General features: G+C 54.1%; 20 protein-coding genes. 7 read left to right on the top strand and 13 right to left on the bottom strand.

Features of this window, described 5'->3' with window-relative positions; translation table 11 throughout:
* Positions 1–344: 344 nt before the first annotated feature.
* Positions 345–3,344, top strand: a complete 3,000-nt coding sequence (locus IEW06_RS00905) for a SusC/RagA family TonB-linked outer membrane protein (protein ID WP_187731183.1) — start codon at positions 345–347, stop codon at positions 3,342–3,344.
* 23 nt (positions 3,345–3,367) lie between these two features.
* On the top strand, positions 3,368–4,789 hold the full coding sequence (locus tag IEW06_RS00900) for a RagB/SusD family nutrient uptake outer membrane protein (protein ID WP_187731184.1): 1,422 nt from the start codon (positions 3,368–3,370) through the stop codon (positions 4,787–4,789).
* A 71-nt stretch (positions 4,790–4,860) separates the two neighbouring features.
* Here IEW06_RS00900 and prfB read toward each other — a convergent pair.
* The 8 genes from prfB to IEW06_RS00860 all read right to left on the bottom strand — a co-directional run bounded on the left by prfB (position 4,861) and on the right by IEW06_RS00860 (position 13,719).
* Positions 4,861–5,938 (bottom strand): peptide chain release factor 2 gene (gene prfB / locus IEW06_RS00895; protein ID WP_188547200.1). Its coding sequence is split into 2 segments (ribosomal slippage): positions 4,861–5,886 and positions 5,888–5,938, totalling 1,077 coding nucleotides; the frame shifts between segments, so codons are not numbered across the junction.
* Between the two features lie 118 nt (positions 5,939–6,056).
* Positions 6,057–7,121 (bottom strand): branched-chain amino acid aminotransferase, encoded by a 1,065-nt coding sequence (locus IEW06_RS00890; protein WP_188547198.1) that lies wholly within the window; start codon positions 7,119–7,121, stop codon positions 6,057–6,059.
* 185 nt (positions 7,122–7,306) lie between these two features.
* Positions 7,307–7,855 (bottom strand): cob(I)yrinic acid a,c-diamide adenosyltransferase, encoded by a 549-nt coding sequence (locus tag IEW06_RS00885; RefSeq protein WP_187731185.1) that lies wholly within the window; start codon positions 7,853–7,855, stop codon positions 7,307–7,309.
* Between the two features lie 91 nt (positions 7,856–7,946).
* Positions 7,947–8,666 carry an ABC transporter ATP-binding protein gene (locus IEW06_RS00880; protein ID WP_187731186.1) on the bottom strand — a complete coding sequence of 240 codons (720 nt, stop codon included), beginning with the start codon at positions 8,664–8,666 and terminating at the stop codon, positions 7,947–7,949.
* Between the two features lie 15 nt (positions 8,667–8,681).
* The gene (locus tag IEW06_RS00875) at positions 8,682–11,738 is read right to left on the bottom strand and encodes a tetratricopeptide repeat protein (protein WP_188547196.1); all 3,057 of its coding nucleotides are present in this window, start codon (positions 11,736–11,738) and stop codon (positions 8,682–8,684) included.
* A 6-nt stretch (positions 11,739–11,744) separates the two neighbouring features.
* A complete protein-coding gene (gene gatC, locus IEW06_RS00870; protein ID WP_084446469.1) occupies positions 11,745–12,032 on the bottom strand; it encodes an Asp-tRNA(Asn)/Glu-tRNA(Gln) amidotransferase subunit GatC in 288 nt (95 codons plus the stop codon).
* A gap of 26 nt (positions 12,033–12,058) precedes the next feature.
* On the bottom strand, positions 12,059–12,955 hold the full coding sequence (locus IEW06_RS00865) for a lysophospholipid acyltransferase family protein (protein ID WP_229743020.1): 897 nt from the start codon (positions 12,953–12,955) through the stop codon (positions 12,059–12,061).
* 170 nt (positions 12,956–13,125) lie between these two features.
* Complete coding sequence (locus tag IEW06_RS00860) at positions 13,126–13,719, bottom strand: NUDIX domain-containing protein (protein ID WP_187731189.1); 594 nt, start codon at positions 13,717–13,719, stop codon at positions 13,126–13,128.
* Between the two features lie 417 nt (positions 13,720–14,136).
* On the opposite strand from IEW06_RS00860, the gene IEW06_RS00855 reads away from it, so the two are divergent.
* A complete protein-coding gene (locus IEW06_RS00855; protein WP_187310123.1) occupies positions 14,137–14,382 on the top strand; it encodes a hypothetical protein in 246 nt (81 codons plus the stop codon).
* Positions 14,383–14,518: 136 nt separating this feature from the next.
* On the top strand, positions 14,519–15,094 hold the full coding sequence (rnhB, locus tag IEW06_RS00850) for a ribonuclease HII (RefSeq protein ID WP_187731190.1): 576 nt from the start codon (positions 14,519–14,521) through the stop codon (positions 15,092–15,094).
* 83 nt (positions 15,095–15,177) lie between these two features.
* Here rnhB and IEW06_RS00845 read toward each other — a convergent pair whose 3' ends face one another.
* The 3 genes from IEW06_RS00845 to IEW06_RS00835 form a co-directional block, all read right to left on the bottom strand.
* Entirely contained in the window at positions 15,178–15,624 is a 447-nt protein-coding gene (locus tag IEW06_RS00845) for a response regulator (protein ID WP_187731191.1), read from the bottom strand.
* Positions 15,625–15,688: 64 nt separating this feature from the next.
* Positions 15,689–17,221 (bottom strand): sensor histidine kinase, encoded by a 1,533-nt coding sequence (locus IEW06_RS00840; RefSeq protein ID WP_187731192.1) that lies wholly within the window; start codon positions 17,219–17,221, stop codon positions 15,689–15,691.
* Positions 17,222–17,242: 21 nt separating this feature from the next.
* Positions 17,243–17,623, bottom strand: a complete 381-nt coding sequence (locus tag IEW06_RS00835) for a CZB domain-containing protein (protein ID WP_188547194.1) — start codon at positions 17,621–17,623, stop codon at positions 17,243–17,245.
* A gap of 218 nt (positions 17,624–17,841) precedes the next feature.
* On the opposite strand from IEW06_RS00835, the gene gcvT reads away from it, so the two are divergent.
* Both gcvT and IEW06_RS00825 read left to right on the top strand, forming a co-directional pair.
* Positions 17,842–18,945, top strand: a complete 1,104-nt coding sequence (gcvT, locus tag IEW06_RS00830; protein ID WP_187731194.1) for a glycine cleavage system aminomethyltransferase GcvT — start codon at positions 17,842–17,844, stop codon at positions 18,943–18,945.
* Positions 18,946–19,079: 134 nt separating this feature from the next.
* Complete coding sequence (locus IEW06_RS00825; RefSeq protein WP_187731195.1) at positions 19,080–19,793, top strand: 2-phosphosulfolactate phosphatase; 714 nt, start codon at positions 19,080–19,082, stop codon at positions 19,791–19,793.
* A gap of 158 nt (positions 19,794–19,951) precedes the next feature.
* Here IEW06_RS00825 and IEW06_RS00820 read toward each other — a convergent pair whose 3' ends face one another.
* Together IEW06_RS00820 and dtd are read right to left on the bottom strand one after the other, a co-directional pair.
* The gene (locus IEW06_RS00820; protein WP_187731196.1) at positions 19,952–20,278 is read right to left on the bottom strand and encodes a nucleotide pyrophosphohydrolase; all 327 of its coding nucleotides are present in this window, start codon (positions 20,276–20,278) and stop codon (positions 19,952–19,954) included.
* A gap of 60 nt (positions 20,279–20,338) precedes the next feature.
* On the bottom strand, positions 20,339–20,788 hold the full coding sequence (gene dtd / locus IEW06_RS00815; RefSeq protein ID WP_188547192.1) for a D-aminoacyl-tRNA deacylase: 450 nt from the start codon (positions 20,786–20,788) through the stop codon (positions 20,339–20,341).
* Positions 20,789–20,924: 136 nt separating this feature from the next.
* Here dtd and IEW06_RS00810 point away from each other — a divergent pair, with 136 nt between their 5' ends.
* Positions 20,925–22,397: a hypothetical protein gene (locus IEW06_RS00810; protein ID WP_188547190.1), complete on the top strand. Its 1,473-nt coding sequence runs from the start codon at positions 20,925–20,927 to the stop codon at positions 22,395–22,397.
* The last annotated feature ends 76 nt before the right edge of the window (positions 22,398–22,473 follow it).

The following is a 22,473-nucleotide window of genomic DNA, read 5'->3' as shown; positions in this document are numbered from 1 at the left end:
GAGTGAATAACTATAGCAAGTATAGGTTAAAATGATAACTCAACAAAGGTTGAAAATTAAGTATGGTGTTAACAGGACCACTTTTTAGATTAAAAACATGCAATGACATGCAGAGTATATCCATTTATTAATATTGAATATTTTGAATAATAAGCTGTGGGTTTATATAACTTTAGCGTGTTGGCATATTGGTCATTAGATCGCTTATCAATAGTCTATATAAGGGAAGTAGAATTCTTAAGAACTTTTGCTTAGCTTGTCGGGGAAAACCATACTTTTCACTAATTTATTTCCATTCCTTCCACCAAACTGCTTTTTTAAGAAACCAAACAATCTTAACTCACATGAAAAAAAATCTATTCATCATCTTCTTGATGGTCACTGCACTGTTGCAGCAGGTGGTGGCCCAGGATAGAAGTATTTCCGGAAGGGTAACCGACGCGTCAAGCGGTCAGGGCCTACCGGGGGTAACCGTTCTCGTGAAGGGCACAACAGTAGGTGTCTCAACTGATACAGATGGAAGTTTTAGCTTGAATGCGCCTGCTTCAGCCACCACGCTGACCTTCTCTTCCATTGGTTATCTGACCATTGAGCGAACTATTGGAAATGCCAGCACAATCAATGTGCAGCTGGCAACTGATACCCGCCAATTGGAAGAGGTAGTCGTTACTGGTCTGGCCACTTCTATCAAGCGCTCAAACCTAGCTAATGCCGTGACGACTATTTCGGCCAAGGAACTGGTAGGCAGCACACGGCCTGTAACAGTAGATGCTGCCCTAAACGGTAAAGTAGTGGGGGCTAATATTTCTCAGACGTCAGGCGCGCCAGGTGGCGGTGTAGCTATTCAGTTGCGTGGTATCTCCTCGCTTACTGGCGGTACCCAGCCACTCTATATTATAGATGGTGTGTATGCCGTAAATGCCGAAGTGGGCAATGGAGCTGGAGCAGCCGCTTTTTCAGCTGCTGCTTCTACCACTGCTGGCCGTAGTACACAGGATAACCCCGTAAACCGCCTTGCCGACCTAAACCCCAATGACATTGAGAGCATCGAGGTACTAAAGGGTTCCAGCGCGGCCGCTATCTATGGTACCCGCGCAAATGCTGGGGTAATCATCATCAAGACAAAGCGCGGTGTGGCTGGTCAAACCCGTGTTAGCTTCAACCAAGATTTAGGATTTGCTAAGGCATGGAATTTATTGGGTAAGGAAGACTGGACCAACGAGAAGATTGACCTTAAATACACTGGAGCCCGCGCTACCCTTGAAAAGCAACGTCTGGCAGACGCTCAAGCAAGTGGACAGGTATACGATTACGAGAAGCAGATTTTCGGTAATACTGCTTTTTTGCGTAATACTTCACTAAGCGTCTCAGGTGGTTCGGAGAAAACGAAATTCTATGTAGCTGGTACCAGCACTGACGAAGGTGGTATCGTTAACCGTACGGGTTTTAAGCGTAATTCTGTTCGCGCCAACCTTGACCAGAAAATTGGAGAGCGGATCGACATTGGCATCACATCCAGTTTCATTCGTTCGCAAAACCGCCGCGGATTCACGGGCAATGATAACCGTGGTGTAAGCCTAGGCTATACTTTGGGCTATCTGCCAAGCTATGCTCAGCTACAGCCTAATGAGGCAGGTATATTCCCAGACAATCCATATGGCGGTGATAATCCATTAGCTATCGTAGAGCGGGCGGTAAACGAGGAAAATACCAATCGCACGGTTCAAGCCGTTAACGGTACGCTTCGCATACTGGAGAATGAGTCATCATCACTTCGTCTAGCTGTGCAGGGTGGTATCGACTATTCAAATAGTGATGCGATTCTGGCATTGCCGGCTGATTTACAATCTCAGCGCAACCTGCCCAACCCAGGTGCAGTGCGTGTGCTAAAAAATCAGTTCTTTAACTATAACCTCCAAGGGTTCTTGGTATATGACTGGCGCTTGGGCGAAACCATCAACCTCACCTCGCAGGTTGGAACGGTACGCTTAGGTTTGGATCGTAACTTGAGCTTCAGCCAAGGACAAAATTTGGCTCCTGGCGAACCACTGACTCCAAACCGTAGCTCACTGGTAACCCAAGAAGTGGAGCTTGGCTCAGAGCGTGACATTGGCCACGTAGCGCAGCAGGAGGTAAACTTCAATGATCAGATCATCGCTACCGCCGGTGTGCGCTTCGACAAATCGAGCCGCAACGGTGACCCTAACAAGTACTATGCTTTCCCGAAGGCCTCTTTGGCAGTTAACATAGCTAAGTTTGGATTCTTTGATCTGCCATCGGTAAACCTGGTGAAACTCCGGGCAGCTTACGGTGAAACTGGGGCTCCTGGCTTCTTCGGTTCTACTTTCTCACCCTTGGTTAACACAAGTACTGGTGGCCGCGTAGGCTTTTTGCCTTCAACGCTGGTAGGAAACCCGGACATTGGGCCAGAGCGCGCCACAGAGTTTGAAACCGGCGTAGACCTTGCCTTTCTTGAGAGCCGCATCACTCTTGAGGCAACTTATTATAATAAGGTAGCCAAAGACCTTGTCAACTCGTTTGTATTGGCCCCTAGCACCGGTGTGACATCTATTCGGGCTTTTCCAGTAGGTGACCTGCAAAACCGAGGTCTAGAATTGTCACTGGGTATTACTCCTATACGCAGCGAAAACTTCAACTGGGTGTCAACTACCCAGTATTGGTTTAACCGCACAGAGGTAACCCGCATCGTGGTACCAGCCTTCAATACTGGTTTAGGCTTTGGTAGCGGTTTTGGCCGCAACGTATTCACATTAGGTGAGTCGCCTTCACGTTGGTACGGTACACCCACGAGTGCCGTTGACAACCCCAACAATCCTAGCTTCCTGACTCGTTATGAAGAGGCACAGCCTAGATTCCAGATGTCCTTTCTAAACAACTTTACCTTGTTTAAGAATGTGGAAGTATCATTTCTGCTCCACTGGCGCAAGGATTCCTATACAAGTAATTTGAGCCGTTTGCTGCAAGATGAAGGCGGCACGACAAAGGACTGGAGCCAGGATGATGATAATAATGGGGTAGTAAATGGTTTGCAGCGGCAAACCTTACCCGCTCGTGAGTATATTCAAAATAGCGGCTACGTACGGCTGCGCGAGGCTAGTATCTACTATTCAGTACCAGCTAGCATTCGCACTGCCATATTTAAAGACTTTGTGCGTAACATCCGGATAGGAGCATCAGGAAACAATTTGCTCACCTGGACTGATTATGTGGGCTATGATCCTGAGGTTTCCAACTTTGGCGCTACCTCTAATGGTGCTCAAGTAGATGTGAGCAGCTTCCCCAATACTCGGCGTGTGTTCTTTCACCTGAGCCTTGATTTTTAATTTTTACTTGCTTCAACCTACCCATGAATAATATATTAAAATTTCAAGCTCGGCCCTTATTGATGGCAGGTGCTCTGGCTACTTTACTTAGTGCGAGCAGTTGCAGCTTTTTTGAAATTGATGAGGTAAATGACCCTAACAATGCAAGCATTGAGAGTGTAGTTGCCAATGCCAGCCAAGCTCAGCTTAATGCGCTGGCCGTTGGGGTAGAAGCTTCACTCCGTCTGGGACACGCGAACAATAGCTCGTATAACCAAATAGTAGGTACGCTGGGCCGGGAGGTAGTCGTACTAAACCAAACCGAAAGCCGTTGGTATTTGGAACTGCAAGGTCGCCGGGGAGCTACTGGAAACGTTAGTGTGGATGTGCTTGATGATGCTGCTTTCTACAATGGTCAGTATACTGATTTTGCACGCGTAGGCCGTGCGGCCCGGATTTTCCGCGCTTCCGCTGAGGCAAGTAATGTCATTAATGTTGAGCAGAAGAGTGGTATTGCTGGTTTTACCCGTACTTATGAGGCATTAAGCAAACTGCATCTACTCAACCTGCAAGGGGAGAATGGTATCAGGGTTGATTTGGACGATATTCGGCGCCCTGGCAAATTTGTTACCCAAGCCGAAGCTCTAACTAACATCCGTCAACAGCTCGATCAGGCTGACCAAGATCTGGCTGCAGCTGGCGCTTCCTTTGCATTCCAGCTGTCAAGTGGTTATACTGGTTTCAATACGCCCGCTACCTTCCGGCGTTTCAATCGAGCACTGGCTGCTCGGGTGGCATTGTACCAAGCTGACTATGCTGGGGCCCTCACGGCTTTAAATGCTTCATTTTATGATCGGGCTGGTAGTCTTACGTTGGGCCCAAAAATTACATTTAGCCCAACTACTGCCAGCGACGTGGGTAACCCGTATTTTCAGGTGGCAAATGGTGAGCCCAATAACTTAGTAGCAGTACCTAGCAACTTTGTAACAGAGGCTGAAGCGGGCGACTTGCGCTTAGCAAAGGTTGCCCTGCGTACTACGCCCCGCACCTTGGGTGGTATAACCGGAGCCTATGAGGCTCGTGTATTTACTTCGCAAAATGCTTCCCTCGACATTATTCGCAACGAAGAGCTTATCCTAATAGCAGCTGAGGCGCGGGCTAATACAGGTGATCTGACTGGGGCTCTGGCTGACATTAATGCTATTCGGACTCGGGCTGGAGGCTTACCTGCTCTCACGGCTGGTTCGCTTACGGGGCTACCTCAGTACATTAATGAGATCTTGAAACAACGTCGGTATTCCTTGTTCTATGAAGGCCACCGCTGGATTGACCTGCGTCGTCTGAATCGGTTGAATCCGAACCCAGCGCCGGGTCAGACGCTGGCTTTAACAGAAGCTCCCTTCCGTTTGTTTAACCGCTTGGAGCGGCCTGCAGCCGAGAAGCAGTGGGATATTGCTAATCCATAACTTAATTAAGCATTCCTAAAAAAGCCCCCCAGCAATTCGTTGGGGGGCTTTTTTGTGAGCAAAACTAAATTCTAACTCTGCATCAGGAAGCCCTTGATGTACTCGTCGAGGTCCCCATCCAATACGTTTTGCACATCTGTGCGCTCAATGCCGGTGCGTAGGTCTTTGATGAGCTTATAGGGGTGCAGCACGTAGTTGCGAATTTGAGAGCCAAAATCGATACGTTTCTTACCTGCTTCTACTTTATCACGCTCAGCATTACGCTTATCGATTTCAATCTGATAAAGCCGCGACTTCAACATGCGTAGAGCATGCTCCTTGTTCATGAGCTGGCTGCGCTCAATCTGGCATTCGATGATGATGCCGGACGGAGCGTGCTTTAAACGAACCGCCGTCTCCACTTTGTTTACATTTTGCCCCCCAGCGCCGCCAGCCCGGTAAGTATCCCAGGTAATATCGGCCGGATTGATCTGAATGTTGATGGTATCATCTACCACAGGGTAGGCGAATACCGAAGCGAATGAAGTATGACGTCGACCGCTCGAATCGAAAGGGGAGATGCGCACCAAACGGTGTACCCCAATCTCGCTCTTGAGGTAGCCATAGGCAAAGTCGCCACTGATTTCTAGCGAAGCCGACTTGATGCCGCCGCCTTCGCCGGGCTGGTAGCTGACCTGCCGGACCTCAAACTTGTGCTTTTCGCCCCACATGATGTACATGCGCATGAGCATCTCAGCCCAGTCCTGACTTTCGGTGCCTCCGGCGCCGGGATTGATGTCGATGATGGCGGAAAGCTGGTCTTCCTCGTCGGAAAGCATGCGCTTAAACTCGAGCTCTTCCACGGCTTTCTGGGCCTTGTCGAACTCGCGCTGCATTTCCTGCTCGGTGGCTTCGCCCTCGCGGTAAAAATCGAACAGAACTTCGGTGTCGGCTACGGAGTTGGCTACGGCTTCGTAGTCATCGGTCCAGACCTTAATCGACTTGATGTCTTTCAGAATGGTCTCGGCCTTTTTAGAGTCATCCCAAAAGTCGGGAGCGGTAGTTTGCTCTTCGGCGGCTTCTATCTGGGCTTTGCGGTTATCGTAGTCAAAGATACCTCCTCAGGGCCTCAGCGCGGCCCTTCAATTCCTTAACCTGATCTTGGGTCATGTGGGAACAGAAAAATGGATACTAATTAGGAAAGCGGCAAAGGTCCGCAAAATAAAGCGGTCAGCCTTGTAGTAGGCTGACCGCTTCACGAATAAGCAGTAATTAGCTGACCAGCGCGTTATACGCTCACCATCCAGCCGTGCGTATCGGGGGCTACGCCATTACGAATGGCATCCAGGGCTTTGGAAACCCGCTTTGAAACGGACTCAGGGCCGCTGGGGGGCAAATCGTAGTCGTGGTCGCGGTAGCCGATAGTAGCAATCGGGGCGATAGTTGCGGCAGTGCCTACGCCAAATGCTTCCTGCAACGTGCCTTCGGCCTGGGCTTTCAGAATCTCATCAATAGAAATCTTACGCTCCTCTACTGGCAAGCCCCAATCGCGGGCTATTTGCAACACGCTTTTGCGCGTAATGCCATCCAGAATAGAAGTGCTGAGAGCGGGCGTGATAATGCAGCCATCGATGACGAACATCACGTTCATGGTGCCCGATTCCTCTACGTAGCGATGCTCCGAGGCATCGGTCCACAGCAATTGCTGGTAGCCTTCTTGGTTGGCCTTTTTGGTGGGCAGCATAGCCGCTCCGTAGTTACCGGCCGCTTTTGCATAGCCCGCACCGCCTTCAGCCGAGCGAACAAACTTCTCTTCGAACCGAACCCGCAGTGGCTTATTATAATACAAGCCTACGGGGCAAGTAAAAATCATAAAGCGGTAGGAGTTGGAAGGACGAACCCCCACGAAACCATCGGTGGCAAACATAAAGGGACGGATGTACAGCGCACTGCCCGGTCCGTCAGGAATCCAAGCGGAATCGAGGCGAACAAGCTGGGTAAGGCCCTGCATGAATAGCTCCTCAGGAAGCGTGGGCATGCACATTCGTTCGGCTGAGGCATTGAGGCGGTGAAAGTTGTCGAGGGGGCGAAACAGCGCTACTTCGCCATCGGCGTTTTTGTATGCCTTCATGCCCTCGAATATAGCCTGACCATAGTGCAGAGCTGAGTTGGCAGGGCTGACCGCCATATCACCGTAAGGAACAATCTGAGGCTCCTGCCACTCGCCATCGTGGTAATCTGCCGCAAACATATGGTCGGAGAAAATCTTGCCGAACTCGAGCGTGCTAGCATCGAGGTTCGACAGGCGAGAGGCTGTGGTACGCTGTGTCCGAATGGTCAAGGTATCAAGCATAGGGTGAGTAATAAAAGGGTGGGTGGGTAAGGTATCAAACGGCGGACTGGGGTGGGCAGTTGTCGCCGCTTGGAGTACAAAGGTAAGCTACTGAAAGCTGGCGCTGGCGGAAGGGCTGCTTTGGGGTAGGAGTGGGCCTTTTAGAATCAATATAATAAAAATGCCCCCCAGATAAGTTCACGGCGTTACAGCCGTGCCTTCCAGGTTACTTCTTCAGCGCCAAGGTCTTGCGCCATCTGCCGGCTTAGCACAAACAGATAGTCGGAAAGCCGGTTCAGGTAGATAACAACCAGCTCGGCCACGAAAGATTCTTCGCTCAGATGAATAGCCAGCCGCTCGGCGCGGCGGCATACGCAGCGCGCTATATGAGCATACGACACCGCCACGTGGCCGCCCGGCAGGATAAAGGCGCGCAGCTCGGGGAGCTGCTCGTTCATTCGGTCCATCTCGCTTTCCAGCAAGAGCACATCTTCCGCGTGCAAATCCGGAATCTTCATTTTCGACTTCTCCGGGTCGGAGGCCAAAGAGGCGCCGATGGTAAAAAGACGGTCCTGAATTTCCTTGAGCAAGTCGCGGCGGGGGGCATTTATTTCCTGGTCACGGACCAAACCGATGTAGGAATTGAGCTCATCTACGGTGCCGTAGCTTTCAATGCGCAGACTAGCTTTTGAGACGCGGGTGCCGCCAATAAGGGAGGTAAGTCCTTTATCGCCGGTTTTAGTATAAATCTTCATGGGAAATTAAATGGCTGAACTGTTAAACGGTTAAATGGCTAATTGTTCTGGCAGCTGCTTGAACGACCAGCCTATTTAACCATTCAGCCATCTAGCCATTCACCAGGTGATGCGTGGCAATGTCGGTATTGACCATATCCGACTCTACCAGTCCGTCGCGCAGACGCACGATGCGGTGAGCGTAGCGGGCGATGTCCTCTTCGTGCGTCACCATGATAATGGTGTGTCCTTTGGCATAAAGCGCCTCAAACAGATCCATGATTTCATGGCTCGTTTTAGTGTCGAGGTTACCTGTAGGTTCGTCGGCCAGCAGAATGCTGGGGTCGTTGACCAAAGCCCGCGCAATAGCTACCCGCTGGCGCTGACCACCGGATAGCTCGTTGGGCCGGTGCTTGGCGCGAGTGTCGAGGCCGACGCTTCGCAACGATTCCATGGCTTTGGCTTCGCGGTCGCGCTTGTTGTAGCCGGCGTAGATAAGCGGCAGAGCCACATTATCCAGGGAGCTGGCGCGGGGCAGCAAGTTAAAAGTCTGGAAGACGAAGCCAATTTCCTTGTTGCGAACCTCCGCCAGCTGGTTGTCCGACATTCGGCTTACATCCTGTCCGTTAAGAATATAGGTGCCATCCGTAGGCGTGTCCAGGCAGCCCACAATGTTCATCAGCGTGGATTTGCCGGAGCCCGACGGGCCCATAAAAGCTACGTACTCGCCGCGCTGAATACTGATCGTGACAGACCGTAGCGCGTGAATGCGCTCGGCGCCCATCTGATAGATTTTGGAGATGCCAGTGGTTTCAATGACAGGAGGTTGCATGAGCAGCGAGCCAGGTTAGTTCCAGGGAGCAAGCTCAGCGGCCTGGGCGGCGCGCTGAGCTTCGTATTTACTACGAAAGGTAGCATATTCCGCCGGGGCGAGCAATGTGCGCAATTTCTCAAGCGGCGCCTCCGTATAAGCCACCAAGCCGGCGGGCACAGCCGCTAATACATAAGCCTTTAGCAGTGGCGTCGATTCAGGATTATAATCTAATCCTTTAAGCAGAACATCGTACGCCGTTGCATAATCGCGCTGACGGGTGTGGAAATTGGCGGCGGCCAGAATGCCATCTGTTACGAAAGGCGCTTCCCTCACAAGCTTCGCATAACGACGCGCAGCATCGGCGGGTTTATCGGCAAGGGTGGCCTGATAATAAAGACGGTACGGCTGATGCTGGGGGGCAAAATAAGCCGTGCTAACTAGCTGGCGCAGTTTATCGGGCTGCTTTGCTTGCACGTAAAGCTTGCCTCGCAGCAGATTCCAATCAGAGGCCGTGACATTTTTAGTAGTTGGTGAAGGTGCGTGTCGCTGCAAAGCGGCGCGCACTGACTCCGCATCACCAGCAGCTAAAACGCGCGGTAGTTGAGCCCGCAACGCTACCTGCCGTGCTGCGGGCGTCGCAATCGTCTCGGCTGCTGTCAGTAGGGCCGTAGGGTTGGCTGCCGTAGCCCCTCTGACTACGATATACTGGGCTTTTATGGAGTCGGGAGCCGATGGGTACTGGGTGGCGAAATCCAGCGCGAGAATGCTTCGTAGCCGCTGGCCCTGCCGAGCTAACGCAGGGTTTGGGTCGCGGGCAGCTACGGCAGCTTGCGCTTCAGCCGAATCAAGCTGTCCCGCTAATGCAAATGCGTAAGCGCGTGGCAGGGCGGCTTCCGTAAAGCCATTGCGGGCAGCTTCCGCGAAGTAGGCGGCTGCCGTGGCATAAAGCCCTTGGTCCAGCAGCCACATGGCCCGCACTTGCTGGTAGTACGCCGCGCTGGGCGAGTTGCCAATAACCAGTGGCAGCAGCGTTGCCTGCGCCGTTACAGGTCGGCCTCCGGAGTATTGCGTTAAAGCGCGCAAAAACGTGAGCTGCTCAGAGTAAGCACTGTTGCTGGGGCGATTGCCTGCCTGCGTGAGAGCCGGAAGCAGCGTCGTATCACGGGCGGCAAGTCGGCGAAGGCCAGCGTGGTAAAGACGGCCAAACTCGGCGGCACTCAGATCCTTGGTAGTATCAGCAAGTATTGGGTTTTCGGTAGCTTTTGTGTCGCCGGTAAGCTGGGCTAAAAGCAGGGCGTTGCTTTGCAAAGCCACATCCTGAGTCTGGGGGGCATTTTCTCGCAAAAATTCCTGTGCCGCCCTCCACTCCTGATTCTGCACCAAAAAAGCCAGCTGATTTGCCTGTACAACGGTATTATTGGGGGACAGCGTGGCGGCTCGTTGCTGATAATACAGGACGGAGTCGGTGAGGGCGGAGCGGGAGTAGAGCTGTGCCAGGTCGTTAGCCAGCTGCGCACTCTGGGGGGCATTTCTGATGCCTTCCTGCAAGGTTTTCTGGCGGTCGAAAAAGTCGGAAGGCTCATTAAACAAAGCCGCCAACCGCAGGGATATTTTCTCAGAAGGGGCGCGACTCAAGGCCCGGCGCAGGGCGTTAATTTCATTCTGCCGCTGGCTGCGAAACCGATACAGCGCCGCCCGGCCCATGCTGGCGCGGTGGTTAAACCGGTCGTACACGTCGCTCTCGGCATAGTATCGCTCCGATAAAAGCGCCAAGCCATCGTTGGTAGGATCTGCTTCGCTTTGCAGGCGGCTTAAGTCGCCGAGGTTGTTGTAGAAACCCGCCCGGACCTGGTCGAGCACAAAGAAGTTGTTGCGCATAGACACAATGCCCAAAGCTCCAATCCCGATGATATAAACGGTGTAAAATGGCAGCCGACGCGGCTCATACACCACGCGGTAAACACGCAGCCGCTGCCGGATAAGAGGGGCAAAATTGAGCAGCACGTATAGCAAAAAAGCCCCCCCGCAGGTCAGCAAAGCCAAAGCCGTAAAATCGCGGCCGGCGGTAATAAGCGGATCATTGGCCGTAGCCAGTGCATAGCCTAGGCTGCCGGCTGCCAGCGCCACCAGTATCAGATAAATATGCGCCGCGCCCGGCCAGTAGCCAACCCAAGTGCCGTAAGTAGCCGCCCGCCGCCGCAGCCCTAGCCAACCCACCAGTACCGCCGGCACCAGCAGCAAGTAGGGCTCTAAGCGGACGTTGGGCAGAATCAGAACTTCGCCGTCGTTCAGATAATACAGCAGCAACGTGCCCAGGTAAAGCACGCTAGCCAGCACAAAGGGCAGCAAACCAAACCGACTGCCCGGATTTTCCGCCTGCGTATTCAGCCACAATAGCCCGTGGATGTTCTCGAAGGCTACCCACAGTACCAGCAGGACAAAAACTACTGCCCCGCTTACGGTAGCGTAGCTGGTCAGATGCAGAGCCGTGAAAGCAGGTGAGAAGTTGCTTTGTAGCAGCAGAATGGCGCTCAACGCACCCACCAATACCGCAAATGTGAGCAGCCGCTGCCCGAGCGTTGCGGCGGGCCAGAAGGCGTGAAAAGCAAAAGCCGGAAGTCCCAGCAGCGCCAGGGCCAGCACCAGAAAATACTGCTGTAACGAGTCAAATACACCGAGCAAGTCGGCATTGAGCGACATGAGCAGGAAGATAACCAGCGCCATCCCCACCACAAAAGCCGGACGGGCCAGGGTGCTTACTACCGCTAGAAAATACACCAGACAAACCGCCAGCAGCCCCAGCCAGGCTATGGCCGCCTCAGGCTGCACGTAGGGGCCAGCTACGTCATACGTTTGCGTAACGAGGTAGCCGTTGAGCCGCAGAGCCAACTCGTCGAAGCCAACTTTGAGTGGCGTGAGCGAGGTTGGGACGGGCGTGAGCTGAGGCACCGCAACTACGGGCAGAGTCCGCTCGGAGCCGGTGAAGTAATGAAACAACGCCAGCCCAACAGCTAGCAATGCCACTAAACCTAGAATAAGCAGGGTAACACGCCGGCGCGGAGCGGGCGGCAATGCAAGGGGAGTAGGCACCAACGGTTATTCCAGCACTTTTGGAACGCGGAAGTAGTCCGAATCTTTGCGCGGCGCGTTGCGCAAGCCATCCTGATGATTGATGGTGTTCTGGGCTTCGTCGGGGCGCAATACGTTGATTTCCTGCGATAAATGCACTAAAGGTTCTACGTCGGTGGTGTCGAGCTCGCGCAGCTCAGCTACCCAATCCAGAATTTTGTTCAGGTCGCCGAGCATTTCCTGCTCCTTGGTGGCGTCGAACTCGAGGCGGGCCAGATGGGCAAGTTGGCGTAGGGTGGCAAGGTCAGTACTCACTATAGTAAGAAAATTAAAAGGGATACTTAAGAATTGGGAAGGCTAAGCTCGGCGTTGCCGTTGGTTAGCGTCTGAGGGGTATTTGGTGCGGAGCCAGAAAGCTGCTGGGGGGCTTTTTTGCTGTCTTCCGTTTTGCTGGAGCGCCAAAATGGTCGGGGAGAGGGCTCTGGTAGGCCAGCCGCATCGGGGCGAAACTCGCTGGCAATAATAGCGAATGCGCGCTGCTTGAGGGCTTCCACATCATCCAGCGTCATGTTATGCGTCGGAATCGGGTCGTGGAGGACGATGCGCAGGGGCGAATAGCGCACCCGCAACTCTCCATCCAGATCAGGCAAAAAACGATGGTTGAGCGGCATCGAGACGGGCACGATAGGCACGCCGGCGCTAATAGCGAGCTGAAAAGCTCCGTCTTTAAAGGGCATCATTTCCTCGCCGGGCTTTTTGGAAATAGTGCCCTCCGGAAAAATAACCACCGAGCGGCCCTGCGCCAGCCCGTTGCGGGCGTGCACAATGGCTCTGCCCCGACTCAACGCACTTTCCCGGTTTACCGTGATGTACACGCGCCCAAATAATGGCCCCCAGAACGGCACTTTAGCCAAAGAGCTTTTACCCACGATATTCAAGAAGCCCGGAATGGCTTTGAATAGCATCGGAATGTCGATGTAAGAGCTGTGGTTGGCCACGTACACGCAAGGTTGGCTGGGGGGCAATTGGTTTTTGCGCACCACCTCCACGGGCATTCCCCACATCCGAATCGAAATAATCGACCAGCTCCGATTGAACGTGTGCAGGTGGCGATACCACATTGGCCGCCGCCCCAGCACCCACTGCGCCGGATACGTGACCACGAAGGGCATCACAAACCAAAACGTACTCCAGGTGGTGTAAAGCCGATGTCCGAGAAAACGCAGCAAGTCACGCATAGCGCAAATTTAGAAGATAGGAGTTAGAAGCACGGAGATAAGCCTCTTTTTAGAAGAATAGGGACGAGCTTACTCGGTTTTGCTCACGCGAATTATTAAACGAATGAAGGGAATGAATTCCAGCCGAGGGTTGACAAGCAAAATAGCGTATCCAGCGCGTAGCCGCAAGCTCATGCTTCGGCGGCTTGCCCTCTACTTGCCAGTACTTTCTCTGCTTTGAGTAGGCCGGCTACACTGATGGCATCCGTAATGCGGTCATCCATTACCATCCGAATAGCTTCGGCTAACGGCAGCTTCCACAGGCGCAGATCTTCGGTTTCCTCGGGCTCTACATCGCCCTGTTCTAAGTCTTCGGCCAGAAAAATGAAGCCTTCCTCATCTGTAACCGAGTTGGAGGTATGAATGCGCGAAATAGTAGTCCAGCGCTGAGCCAGCAAGCCCGTTTCCTCGCGCAGCTCCCGCTGCGCCGATTCCAGCACGTCTAGCTCAATTGGTCCGCCGCCCATCGGGATTTCCCATGAGTACTCATTCAGCGTGTAGCGGTACTGGCCCACCAGCCAAGTATTGCCATCCGCATCCAGCGGTACAATGCCGATGGCCTTGTTTTTCATGCTTACCACTCCATAAATGCCCCGACCGCCGCCGGGGTTTATTACCTGGTCTTCGCGCACCGTAATCCACGGATTCTGGTATTGCAGCGCGGTGCTGATTACTTGCCAGGGGTTATGATTCGGGTCGAAATCGGAGGGTGCTGAGTGCGGCATGAGAATGTATAGCGACGAAGAATAAGAAGCGTAAAGGTAAGGCGCTGACCGAAGAGAGACCAAGCAAGGCGTCCGTCGGGAGAAAGTGCAGGTTGGGCGGGTAATAGCCGGAGTTGGTCCAAAACCTTTCGCTTAAATGGCTGACAGATAATACTTTTGTATCAATATTATAAGTACCTGCGGGGAGAGGTTGTGGAAAGGAAGAATCTTCCCGTGGGGCGCCGATCGGACCTAGGAGTAGGGTGAATAACAACAGACCGTCGACGCACAAAAAAGCCCATTGCACTATGCAGTGGGCTTTTTTGTGTTTGGGGCTAGCCAGCCGGATGGCCGTAATCGTGCACCAACCTCGGGCGGATAATGCTCGTACCAAGCTATAACCGCCCGCAAACATCCCGGGTGGTCTCTACTATTTCTATGGCTAACCAACCCAAAAAGCAAGCAGCTCAGCCCCAGCCCGGCGACCCGCTCTTCAACCTCAAGCACGCGCAGGCAGAAGCCGAGCTGGCTCAGAAAACCGGCGGCCTCGGCCCACTCACCAATGAGTACATCACCACTGAAGAAGATGAAGCCTTAGACGAAGGCCCACGCGATAGCCAAGGCTTCCGGCGTGGCGAAAATGATGCTCCCGTAATCGGTAGCAACGCCGGCGACCACAAATAACCTGCTCTGCCCTTCAGCAGATCTATAGTTCGTTACCTAAAAAGGCTTTCCCCGCGGCGCTACTGGCCGTAGGGAAAGCCTTTTCTGTTGGCACAAGTGCCGCAAGCAAAGCTGACTGCTTACTTTCGCGGCTACTATGCTCCTTATTTCTCACACGCACGAACCGCTCGAAGCAGGCCTCGACGAAGCCGGTCGGGGCTGCCTAGCCGGACCAGTGTTTGCGGCGGCGGTAATTTTGCCCCCCAGCTTCACTTCCGCCTTCCTCAACGACTCCAAGCAGATGACGGCCCGTCGGCGTGAGCTGGTGAAGGCTGAAATATGCGCAGGCGCGGTGGCATGGGCCGTAGCTGAGGCTTCACCCACCGAAATTGCCAGTATTAATATCGCGCAGGCCAGCTACTTAGCCATGCATCGGGCGGTAGCTGCGCTTCCTGTAGCGCCCACGCACCTGATTGTGGATGGCAACCGGTTTCGGGCTTATCCGGAAATTGAGCATACATGCTTCGTAGCCGGTGATGGGCGCTATGCCAGCATAGCTGCGGCGTCCGTGCTGGCCAAAACGTTTCGCGACGAGCGTATGCGGGCTTTAGCGGCGGAATTTCCGGAGTATGGCTGGGAGCAGAACGCGGGCTACCCCACCAAAACGCACCGCGACGCCATTCGAAAGCACGGCCCCACGGAGCATCACCGCATGGGCTTCCGGCTGCTGTAAAAAGGTGAAATTGTGAAATGGTGAGTTTGATATTTGGTTTGCGCCTTCAGAACAGCAAATTCAGCACTTCACAAATTCACCTTTTACCCTTTCATCTGCAGCAAATCCAGAAAAAGGCTGAAGCCGTCAACTGTCGTGGCGCCCTCCCCGAATTTGTCAAAGCTCAGGGGCTTCACGATGTAGCCGCTAACGGCCAGCTCGCTGGCTTTAAGTCGGTCGGCTTCAAGGTCGGAAGTGGTCATGATGAAGACGTTCAGACCCACGAATTCGGGGTCGGAGCGGAGGGCTTCGAGTAGTTCCAGGCCATTCATGCGCGGCATGTTAATGTCGAGCATCACCACATTGGGCTTGGCTATTTTCTCCTGGCCATTTTCGCCGCGCAGCAAATTAAGCGCCTCACGGCCGTTGCGGGCCAGATGAAGCGGCACGTCGATGTCGTGCTTACGCAGTTCGCGCTGCACGTTCATGACATCCATCTGGTCATCTTCAACGAGCAGGATACTAGGGGTAGTAGTGGTTTCGAGCGACATAGAACACAGAAACTGAAGCGGTAAAAGAACTCGTTTCTGGCTCCCTATACGACTGGGGGGCAAATTAGGCTGTCCGAACTCCCGCTTCTGTAGCACGACCGGCTTCCGCCACAGCCAGTTTGGGCCAGGTAAAGGTGAAAATTGCCCCCTGACCTTCAGCCGATTCTATCCTGATGGTGCCTCCCTGGCGCTCCACTATCTTCTTGACAATAGCCAGCCCTACGCCGGTGCTTTCCAGTGTATCACGGTCAGTAAGCGTCTGAAAAATCACGAATATCCGCTCGTGATACTCCGGATCGATGCCCGGCCCGTTATCGGCAATGGAAAAGGTGTACTGTTGGCGGTCTTCGCGGCAGCTGATCCGCACAGTGCCCGTTTCGGGGTGGTCGTGATATTTGAAAGCGTTGCTGATCAGGTTGGTAAATACCTGCTGTAGCTGTACGCGGTTAGTAATAAGAGTGGGCAGATAACTCGGCAGTTCAACTTTAAACCCATCCGGCGGAGCCAGCGAGTCGATGATTTCGGTGAGCAGCTCCCGCACGTTTACGCGCTCCTGAGCCTGGGCCGTACGACCCACCCGCGCCAGCTCCAGAATGCCGCTAATCAGGTTTTCCATGCGGTGCACACGAGTACGCATAAGCTGCAAAAATTCGCGAATGTGGTCGGGTACCTCCTGGCCCATATCTTCCTCAATCCAGCGGGAGGCGCTTTCAATGCCGCGCAGAGGCGCTTTCAAATCATGGGAAACAACGTAGGCAAATTGGTCCAGCTCATTGTTGCGCCGCTCCAGCTGCGTAATGGTCGAGCCGATGGTGCGGGCCATCGTATTCAAGGACGTCACCAGCTCGCTCAGTTCATCCTGATCGGTATCCTTCAACTGGGTTTGGTAATCGCCCCCCGCCACGCGCCGCGACAAGTCCAGCATCATAGCGATACGCTGGGCCAGCAGGCGGGTGATATACGTAGCCCACACAAGGCCCATAGCTACGGCAATGATGGTGAGGGAGATAGACAGCATACGGGTTTGCTGAATACTATCGGTGAGCTTGTCGCGCCGCTCAAGACGGGCCGCCAGCTCATCGGCCTCAAACCCATTAAACAATGCCCGAATCTGGTCCATGAGCAGTTTGCCTGTCAGACCTTCCGCCAGCAATCTATGCTCCAGGCCTTCGAGGGCCACCTGATCGGGGTTGCGGCGCAGCGCTTCGCGCTTTTCACTGATCATTAAGTGAGAGTAAGACGCCCACTGCTGAAACAAGCGCTGGGCCCGCTCCAGGCGGCCGCGTTGGGGACTATCGAGGGGCATTTGCTGGCGGAGATTCACGAAGCGGCCCAATAGGTTGCGCTCGCCTACGTGGTAAGGCTCTAGCATGGCCTCGTTGCCCACGAGCATATAGCCACGAAAGCCTGTTTCCATGTCGATGATATTGCGGAGCAGCGTGGTGGCTTCTTCCGTCCGCAGCTGCGATTCTTCCACCCGCAATGAGTTGCGCAGCACCTTGCGCGACAGCTGGTAATTGATAATTACCACTGCCGCAAACAGGACCGAGATAGCCAGAAAGCCGGCGAAGAGTTTGGTAGAAAGCTTGAGCTTCATGCGGGGCGGTAATAAACGAGACTACCGGCCCAAACCTGGACTTTCGGCGCGCAGCTTTTGCTCCATGGTGCGTAGCAGGCGCGCAATCTCGTCTACGTAGCCTTGTACGGAGCTTAGGCCGGCAATGGCTTGCTCCACCTGGCCAGTCTGGCGTAAATCAAGTAAGCGGCTGGCTTCCTTATGAATCTGCTGATGCGCTTTATCCAGCTCGCGACTTTCGGGCAGATGCGCATACGCCACCAATGCCCGCTCCCGAATCCAGACGCCGAGGGCGCATACTTGCGCATCCCGTATGGGCGCCTCAGCGGTGCCGCTGCCATAAAGGGCGGAGCGGAGCTTCGATTTGAACAACAGGTGCCTAACCTGAGCCATTTCAAACTCCTGTTTTAAATCTTCGTGCATAGAAACGTCGCCCATGAAGTGCCAAAGTCCCACTGAGCTGATGCAGACTTTCTGTACGGATTCGCCCCGAGCAACGAGAAAAACAGGCTCTTTGTTCGCGCGTTCTGGCCCTTGCGTGCGATAACTCAAAGGTCGTAAGCGCGGTTAAGTAGCCCAGCCGCTAGAAATGGCTAGTTTTGCCCCCCAGAACCCACCCACGTACCTCATTTATCTTACCGATGGCCGAAGACCTCAAAACCGTTACCCTCAACGACGTACACCAGCAGCTGGGGGCCAAAATGGTGCCCTTTGCGGGCTACAACATGCCTGTGCGCTACTCTTCCGACCTTGATGAGCACCACACCGTGCGTCGGGCCGTCGGTATTTTCGACGTGTCGCACATGGGCGAATTCCGGGTGCGCGGCCCCAAAGCCCTCGACCTGATTCAGCGCGTGACCAGCAACGACGCCAGCAAGCTCGTAGACGGCAAAGCCCAGTACGCCTGCCTGCCGAATAACGAAGGCGGCATCGTGGACGATCTGCTCGTGTATCGCTTGGCCGAAAATGATTATCTGCTGGTCGTGAATGCTTCCAATATTGAGAAAGACTGGAACTGGATCAGCCAGCATAACACGGAAGGCGTGGAGATGGAAAACATCTCGGATCAGATCAGTCTGTTTGCCGTGCAAGGCCCCAAAGCTGCCGCCGCGCTGCAAAGTCTGACGGATGTAGATCTGAGCAGTATTCCGTACTACTCTTTTGTGCAAGGCACGTTTGCTGGCGCTCCCAATGTCATTATTTCGGCCACGGGCTACACCGGCGCGGGCGGCTTTGAGCTGTATGTGCCCAATGAAAGTGCCCGCGACGTGTGGGAGAAAATTATGGCCGCCGGTGCAGCGTTTGGCATAAAGCCCATCGGACTGGGTGCCCGCGATACGCTACGCCTGGAAATGGGCTACTGCCTCTACGGCAACGACATCGACGATGCTACGTCACCCTTGGAGGCAGGCTTAGGTTGGGTAACCAAGTTTACCAAAGACTTCACCAACGCTGAAAACCTCAAAAAGCAGAAAGAGCAAGGCATAAGCCGCAAGCTGGTCGGTTTCCTGATGGACAGCGGCGGCATTCCGCGCAGCCATTACGAGCTGGTAGACGAGGCCGGAACCAAGATTGGCGAAGTAACCTCCGGCACCCAGTCGCCCTCGTTGGGCAAAGGAGTTGGATTAGGCTACGTAAAAACGGAGTTCAGCACGCCCGGCAGCAAGGTTTTCGTGCAAGTGCGCGGCAAAAACCTGCCCGCCACGGTCGTGAAGCTGCCTTTCGTGAAAGGTACCGAAGAGTAAGAAATACTATTAAAGAACGTCATGCAGAGCAAAGTGAAGCATCTCGCGTGCTGATGCGGGAGTAGTAATCCCACTACCGCGAGCGAGATGCTTCGCTTTGCTCTGCATGACGTTCTGTTTTTTGTTCATTAAAAATGCCCACTCTCGACGTTTGCTTTTCGCCTGAGCTGCTGCCGCTGTATAATCTGCGGGGGAAGGTGGCGGTGGTGGTTGATATTCTGCGCGCTACTTCTTCTATGGTTACGGCGCTGGCGGCGGGTGTTACGCATATCGTGCCGGTGGCGGAGTTGGCCGAGTGCCGCGAATTTGCCCCCCAGGGCTACCTCACCGCCGCTGAGCGCGACGGCCTGCAAGCCGAAGGCGTTGATCTGGGTAATTCGCCCTTTGGCTACCTCGATGGCAAAGTGGCCGTGCAGGAGCGCGCGGTTGCTATTACCACTACCAACGGTACGCGTGCCATTCACCTTTCCTTGAGTGCCGATGCAGTGGTGCTGGGGGCCTTTTTAAACCTGGAGGCAGTAGCCCAGTTCCTGCGCCAGCAGCAGAAAGACGTGGTAGTCGTGTGCGCCGGGTGGAAAGGCATGTTTAATCTGGAAGACACGCTCTACGGTGGCGCTTTGGCTGAACGCCTGGCTGACGGCTTCGATATCAGCAGCAGCGACGCGACGCTGGCCGCGCTGCATCTGTGGCAGCTCGCCAATCCTGACCTGGCGGGCTACTTGCTCCAATCATCCCACGTGCGCCGTCTCAACAGTCTGGAAGTAAATCAGGATATGGATTTTTGTATTCGCTTGGACGAGTATAACATTGTTCCTATCTGGCAAGATGGACGAATCGTAGCCCTGTGACAGAGCTGATGAAGTAAATTAAACGGTGGTCATGCAGAGCAAAGCGAAGCATCTCGCTCGCGCATTTATATTAGTAATCTCTCCTCAGCACGCGAGATGCTTTGCTTTGCTCTGCATGACAACCGTTTTTGCGATGCGAGCGCTACTGGAATCTCAGCTTAGCGCAACTTCTCGTTGTCGTGGTGGCGCGTGGCGTCGCGCTTGGTTTTTTTCTCCAGGTTCTTCGCCAGCGCTTCCGTCAGATTCACACCGGTTTGGTTGGCCAAACAAATCACTACGAACAGTACATCGGCCAGCTCGTCGGCCAATACCTTGCCTTTGTCAGATTCTTTAAACGACTGCTCGCCGTATTGACGCGCGATGATGCGGGCCACTTCGCCCACTTCTTCCGTGAGCATGGCCATGTTGGTCAGCTCGTTGAAATACCGCACGCCCGTAGTCTGAATCCAGGTATCGACGGTTTGTTGGGCTTCTTCAATGGTCATAGTGAAGTTGTGAAAGGTGAGATAGTGAAAGGTGAGTTCACAACTTCACCTTTCACAAGTTCATTTTTCCGGCGAATCGAGCACGAGCGTAACCGGGCCATCGTTGAGCAGGCTTACCTGCATATCGGCCCCAAACTCGCCGGTGGGCACAGGCTGGCCGAGCAATTCTTCCACTTGCCGCACGAATTGCTGGTAGAGCGCATCGGCCAATGGCGGCGCGGCGGCACCTATGTAGCTGGGGCGGTTGCCTTTGCGTGCATCGGCGAGCAGCGTAAACTGGCTGACTACCAATATTTGCCCCCCAATGTCCTGCACGCTACGATTCATCTTGCCTTCCTCGTCGGAGAAGATGCGCAGCTGCACAAGCTTGCGCGCCATCCAGTCAAGTGACTTGGCATCATCGTGGGGGGCAAATCCGGCCAGCACCAGCACTCCTGGGCCTATTTCTCCTACCGCTCGGCCCTCCACTACCACGCGGGCCTCACGCACCCGCTGAACTACTACGCGCATGTTGGTAAATAAGTAAGTTGAACAGTGGTGCTACGACGAAAAAAGTCGTGGCACCACCGCAAGTAAACCCTTAATCTTGCCTTCTCAAATGAAGAGGCCTGATTTGGGCCGCTCACCATTAACGGTTTGATGCCCCTTGAATCAGCGTTCGTTGCTACTGTTTCTGGCTTTACTGGTAGTAGCGGCCGTGCGCCTGTACGGATTGGCGGGCGCCGCTTTGCCCGATTATGACTCAGTTCGTAACTGGCAAATAGTGCAGGAAGTAGCCGCCGGCAACCTCACGCATTTGTTTCATCAGGGCGCCCCGCTGTTTTATTTGATATTCGCGCCTTTTGTCTGGCTGGGGGGCAATTTTCATGTTCTCCAACACGTCAATTCCTTGGTGAGCGTGGCTGCTGTCGGCAGCCTGGCAACGTTTGTCGGGCGCGAAGCTCGGCTTTCCGCTTGGGAAACGGCAGGCTTAGCGCTGTTCATCGGCACCGCCGTATTTCTGACTTTCTCGGGCCGCGACTTTACTATGAATTCCGGCAACGTGCTGGTATTTGCGGGCCTGCTGCGGGCTTATTATCATCGTTTGCAGGCGCCCAGCCGCCAAACCTTGCTGCGCGCAGCCGTCTGGCTTATGCTGGGCATCAGCTTCAACTACCGCTTCCTGTTTACAATACCAATTCTGGTTGCTTTCGAGCTGCTAACCGCCGATGGCCTGCTTCTTCGGCGTGGTAATGCTTGGCGGGTATTCGCAATTCTGGTTGCGCCGTTCGTGGTGCTGGGCTTAGTAAGTTGGGCGGCCGGGTTGCCTTTGCAGCGCCATTGGCCCGCTGTGTATTACGGCCTCATCATGCGCGGGGAGCCTAATCTGGCCGGCAACGTCGGCATCTTCCGCTTCGATGTACTCTACTACGCCTACTTCATGCGCGACTTCGAGTCGCCGCTGGTGCTCTTGACGCTGCTGGCGGCGCCGGTGATGTGGCGGCGGGAGTTGTTTCAGCAGCTGCGGCAGCCCAATCTGGTGTGCTACCTAGCCGTATGGGGCTACTGCTTCTTGGCCGGTATGTCGCTGCTTATAAAAGCCCCCCGCGGGCTTCTGCTGGCTTACGGCGTGTTCTATGCCCTGGCTTTCCTCAGCCTGCGCCAACTGGTTTCCGGTAAAATATTGGGCGTGCTGGTGGTGCTGGCTATTGGATTCAATGTGTACCGGATCGAGCGCGAAGTATATGCATATGCGCCTACCAATTACCCGCAAGTAGCGACGTGGCTTCAGGATCAACAAGTTGATATGCTGCTCAGTACGATAGGGCAGGGGGCGGCTCCGTTCGTTGAGCCGATGCCAGTCGCTGTCGTTACCGATGAAAAACAATTGCCTGCCTTGCGCCAGCAAGGCCACCGCTACGTGCTGCTCGATTCCTACTGGCGCGTGGCGGGCGTTCATCGGTTTGAAGCCCTGCGTCGTGAGCCGGTGGTGGCTGCCTGGCCTGAGTTGCAGCTTACAGCTCCTTTGCTTTTCCTCGAACACTCAGAATACACTGGCCTGACGTATCACCAAACGCTAGCCCGCCAGCAAGCCGCCGCCCGCGACTCCTTTCAACTGCGGATAATTGGCCTTGATTAAGTGTATATCAAGCAACTGATTATTTATAAGACCGTCATGCAGAGCGCAGCGAAGCATCTCGCGCGCTTCGTTGCAA

The sequence above is a fragment of the Hymenobacter qilianensis genome (genome assembly GCF_014638675.1).
GTDB classification, from domain to species: Bacteria; Bacteroidota; Bacteroidia; order Cytophagales; family Hymenobacteraceae; genus Hymenobacter; species Hymenobacter qilianensis.
This window is presented reverse-complemented; position numbering and strand designations above follow the sequence as displayed.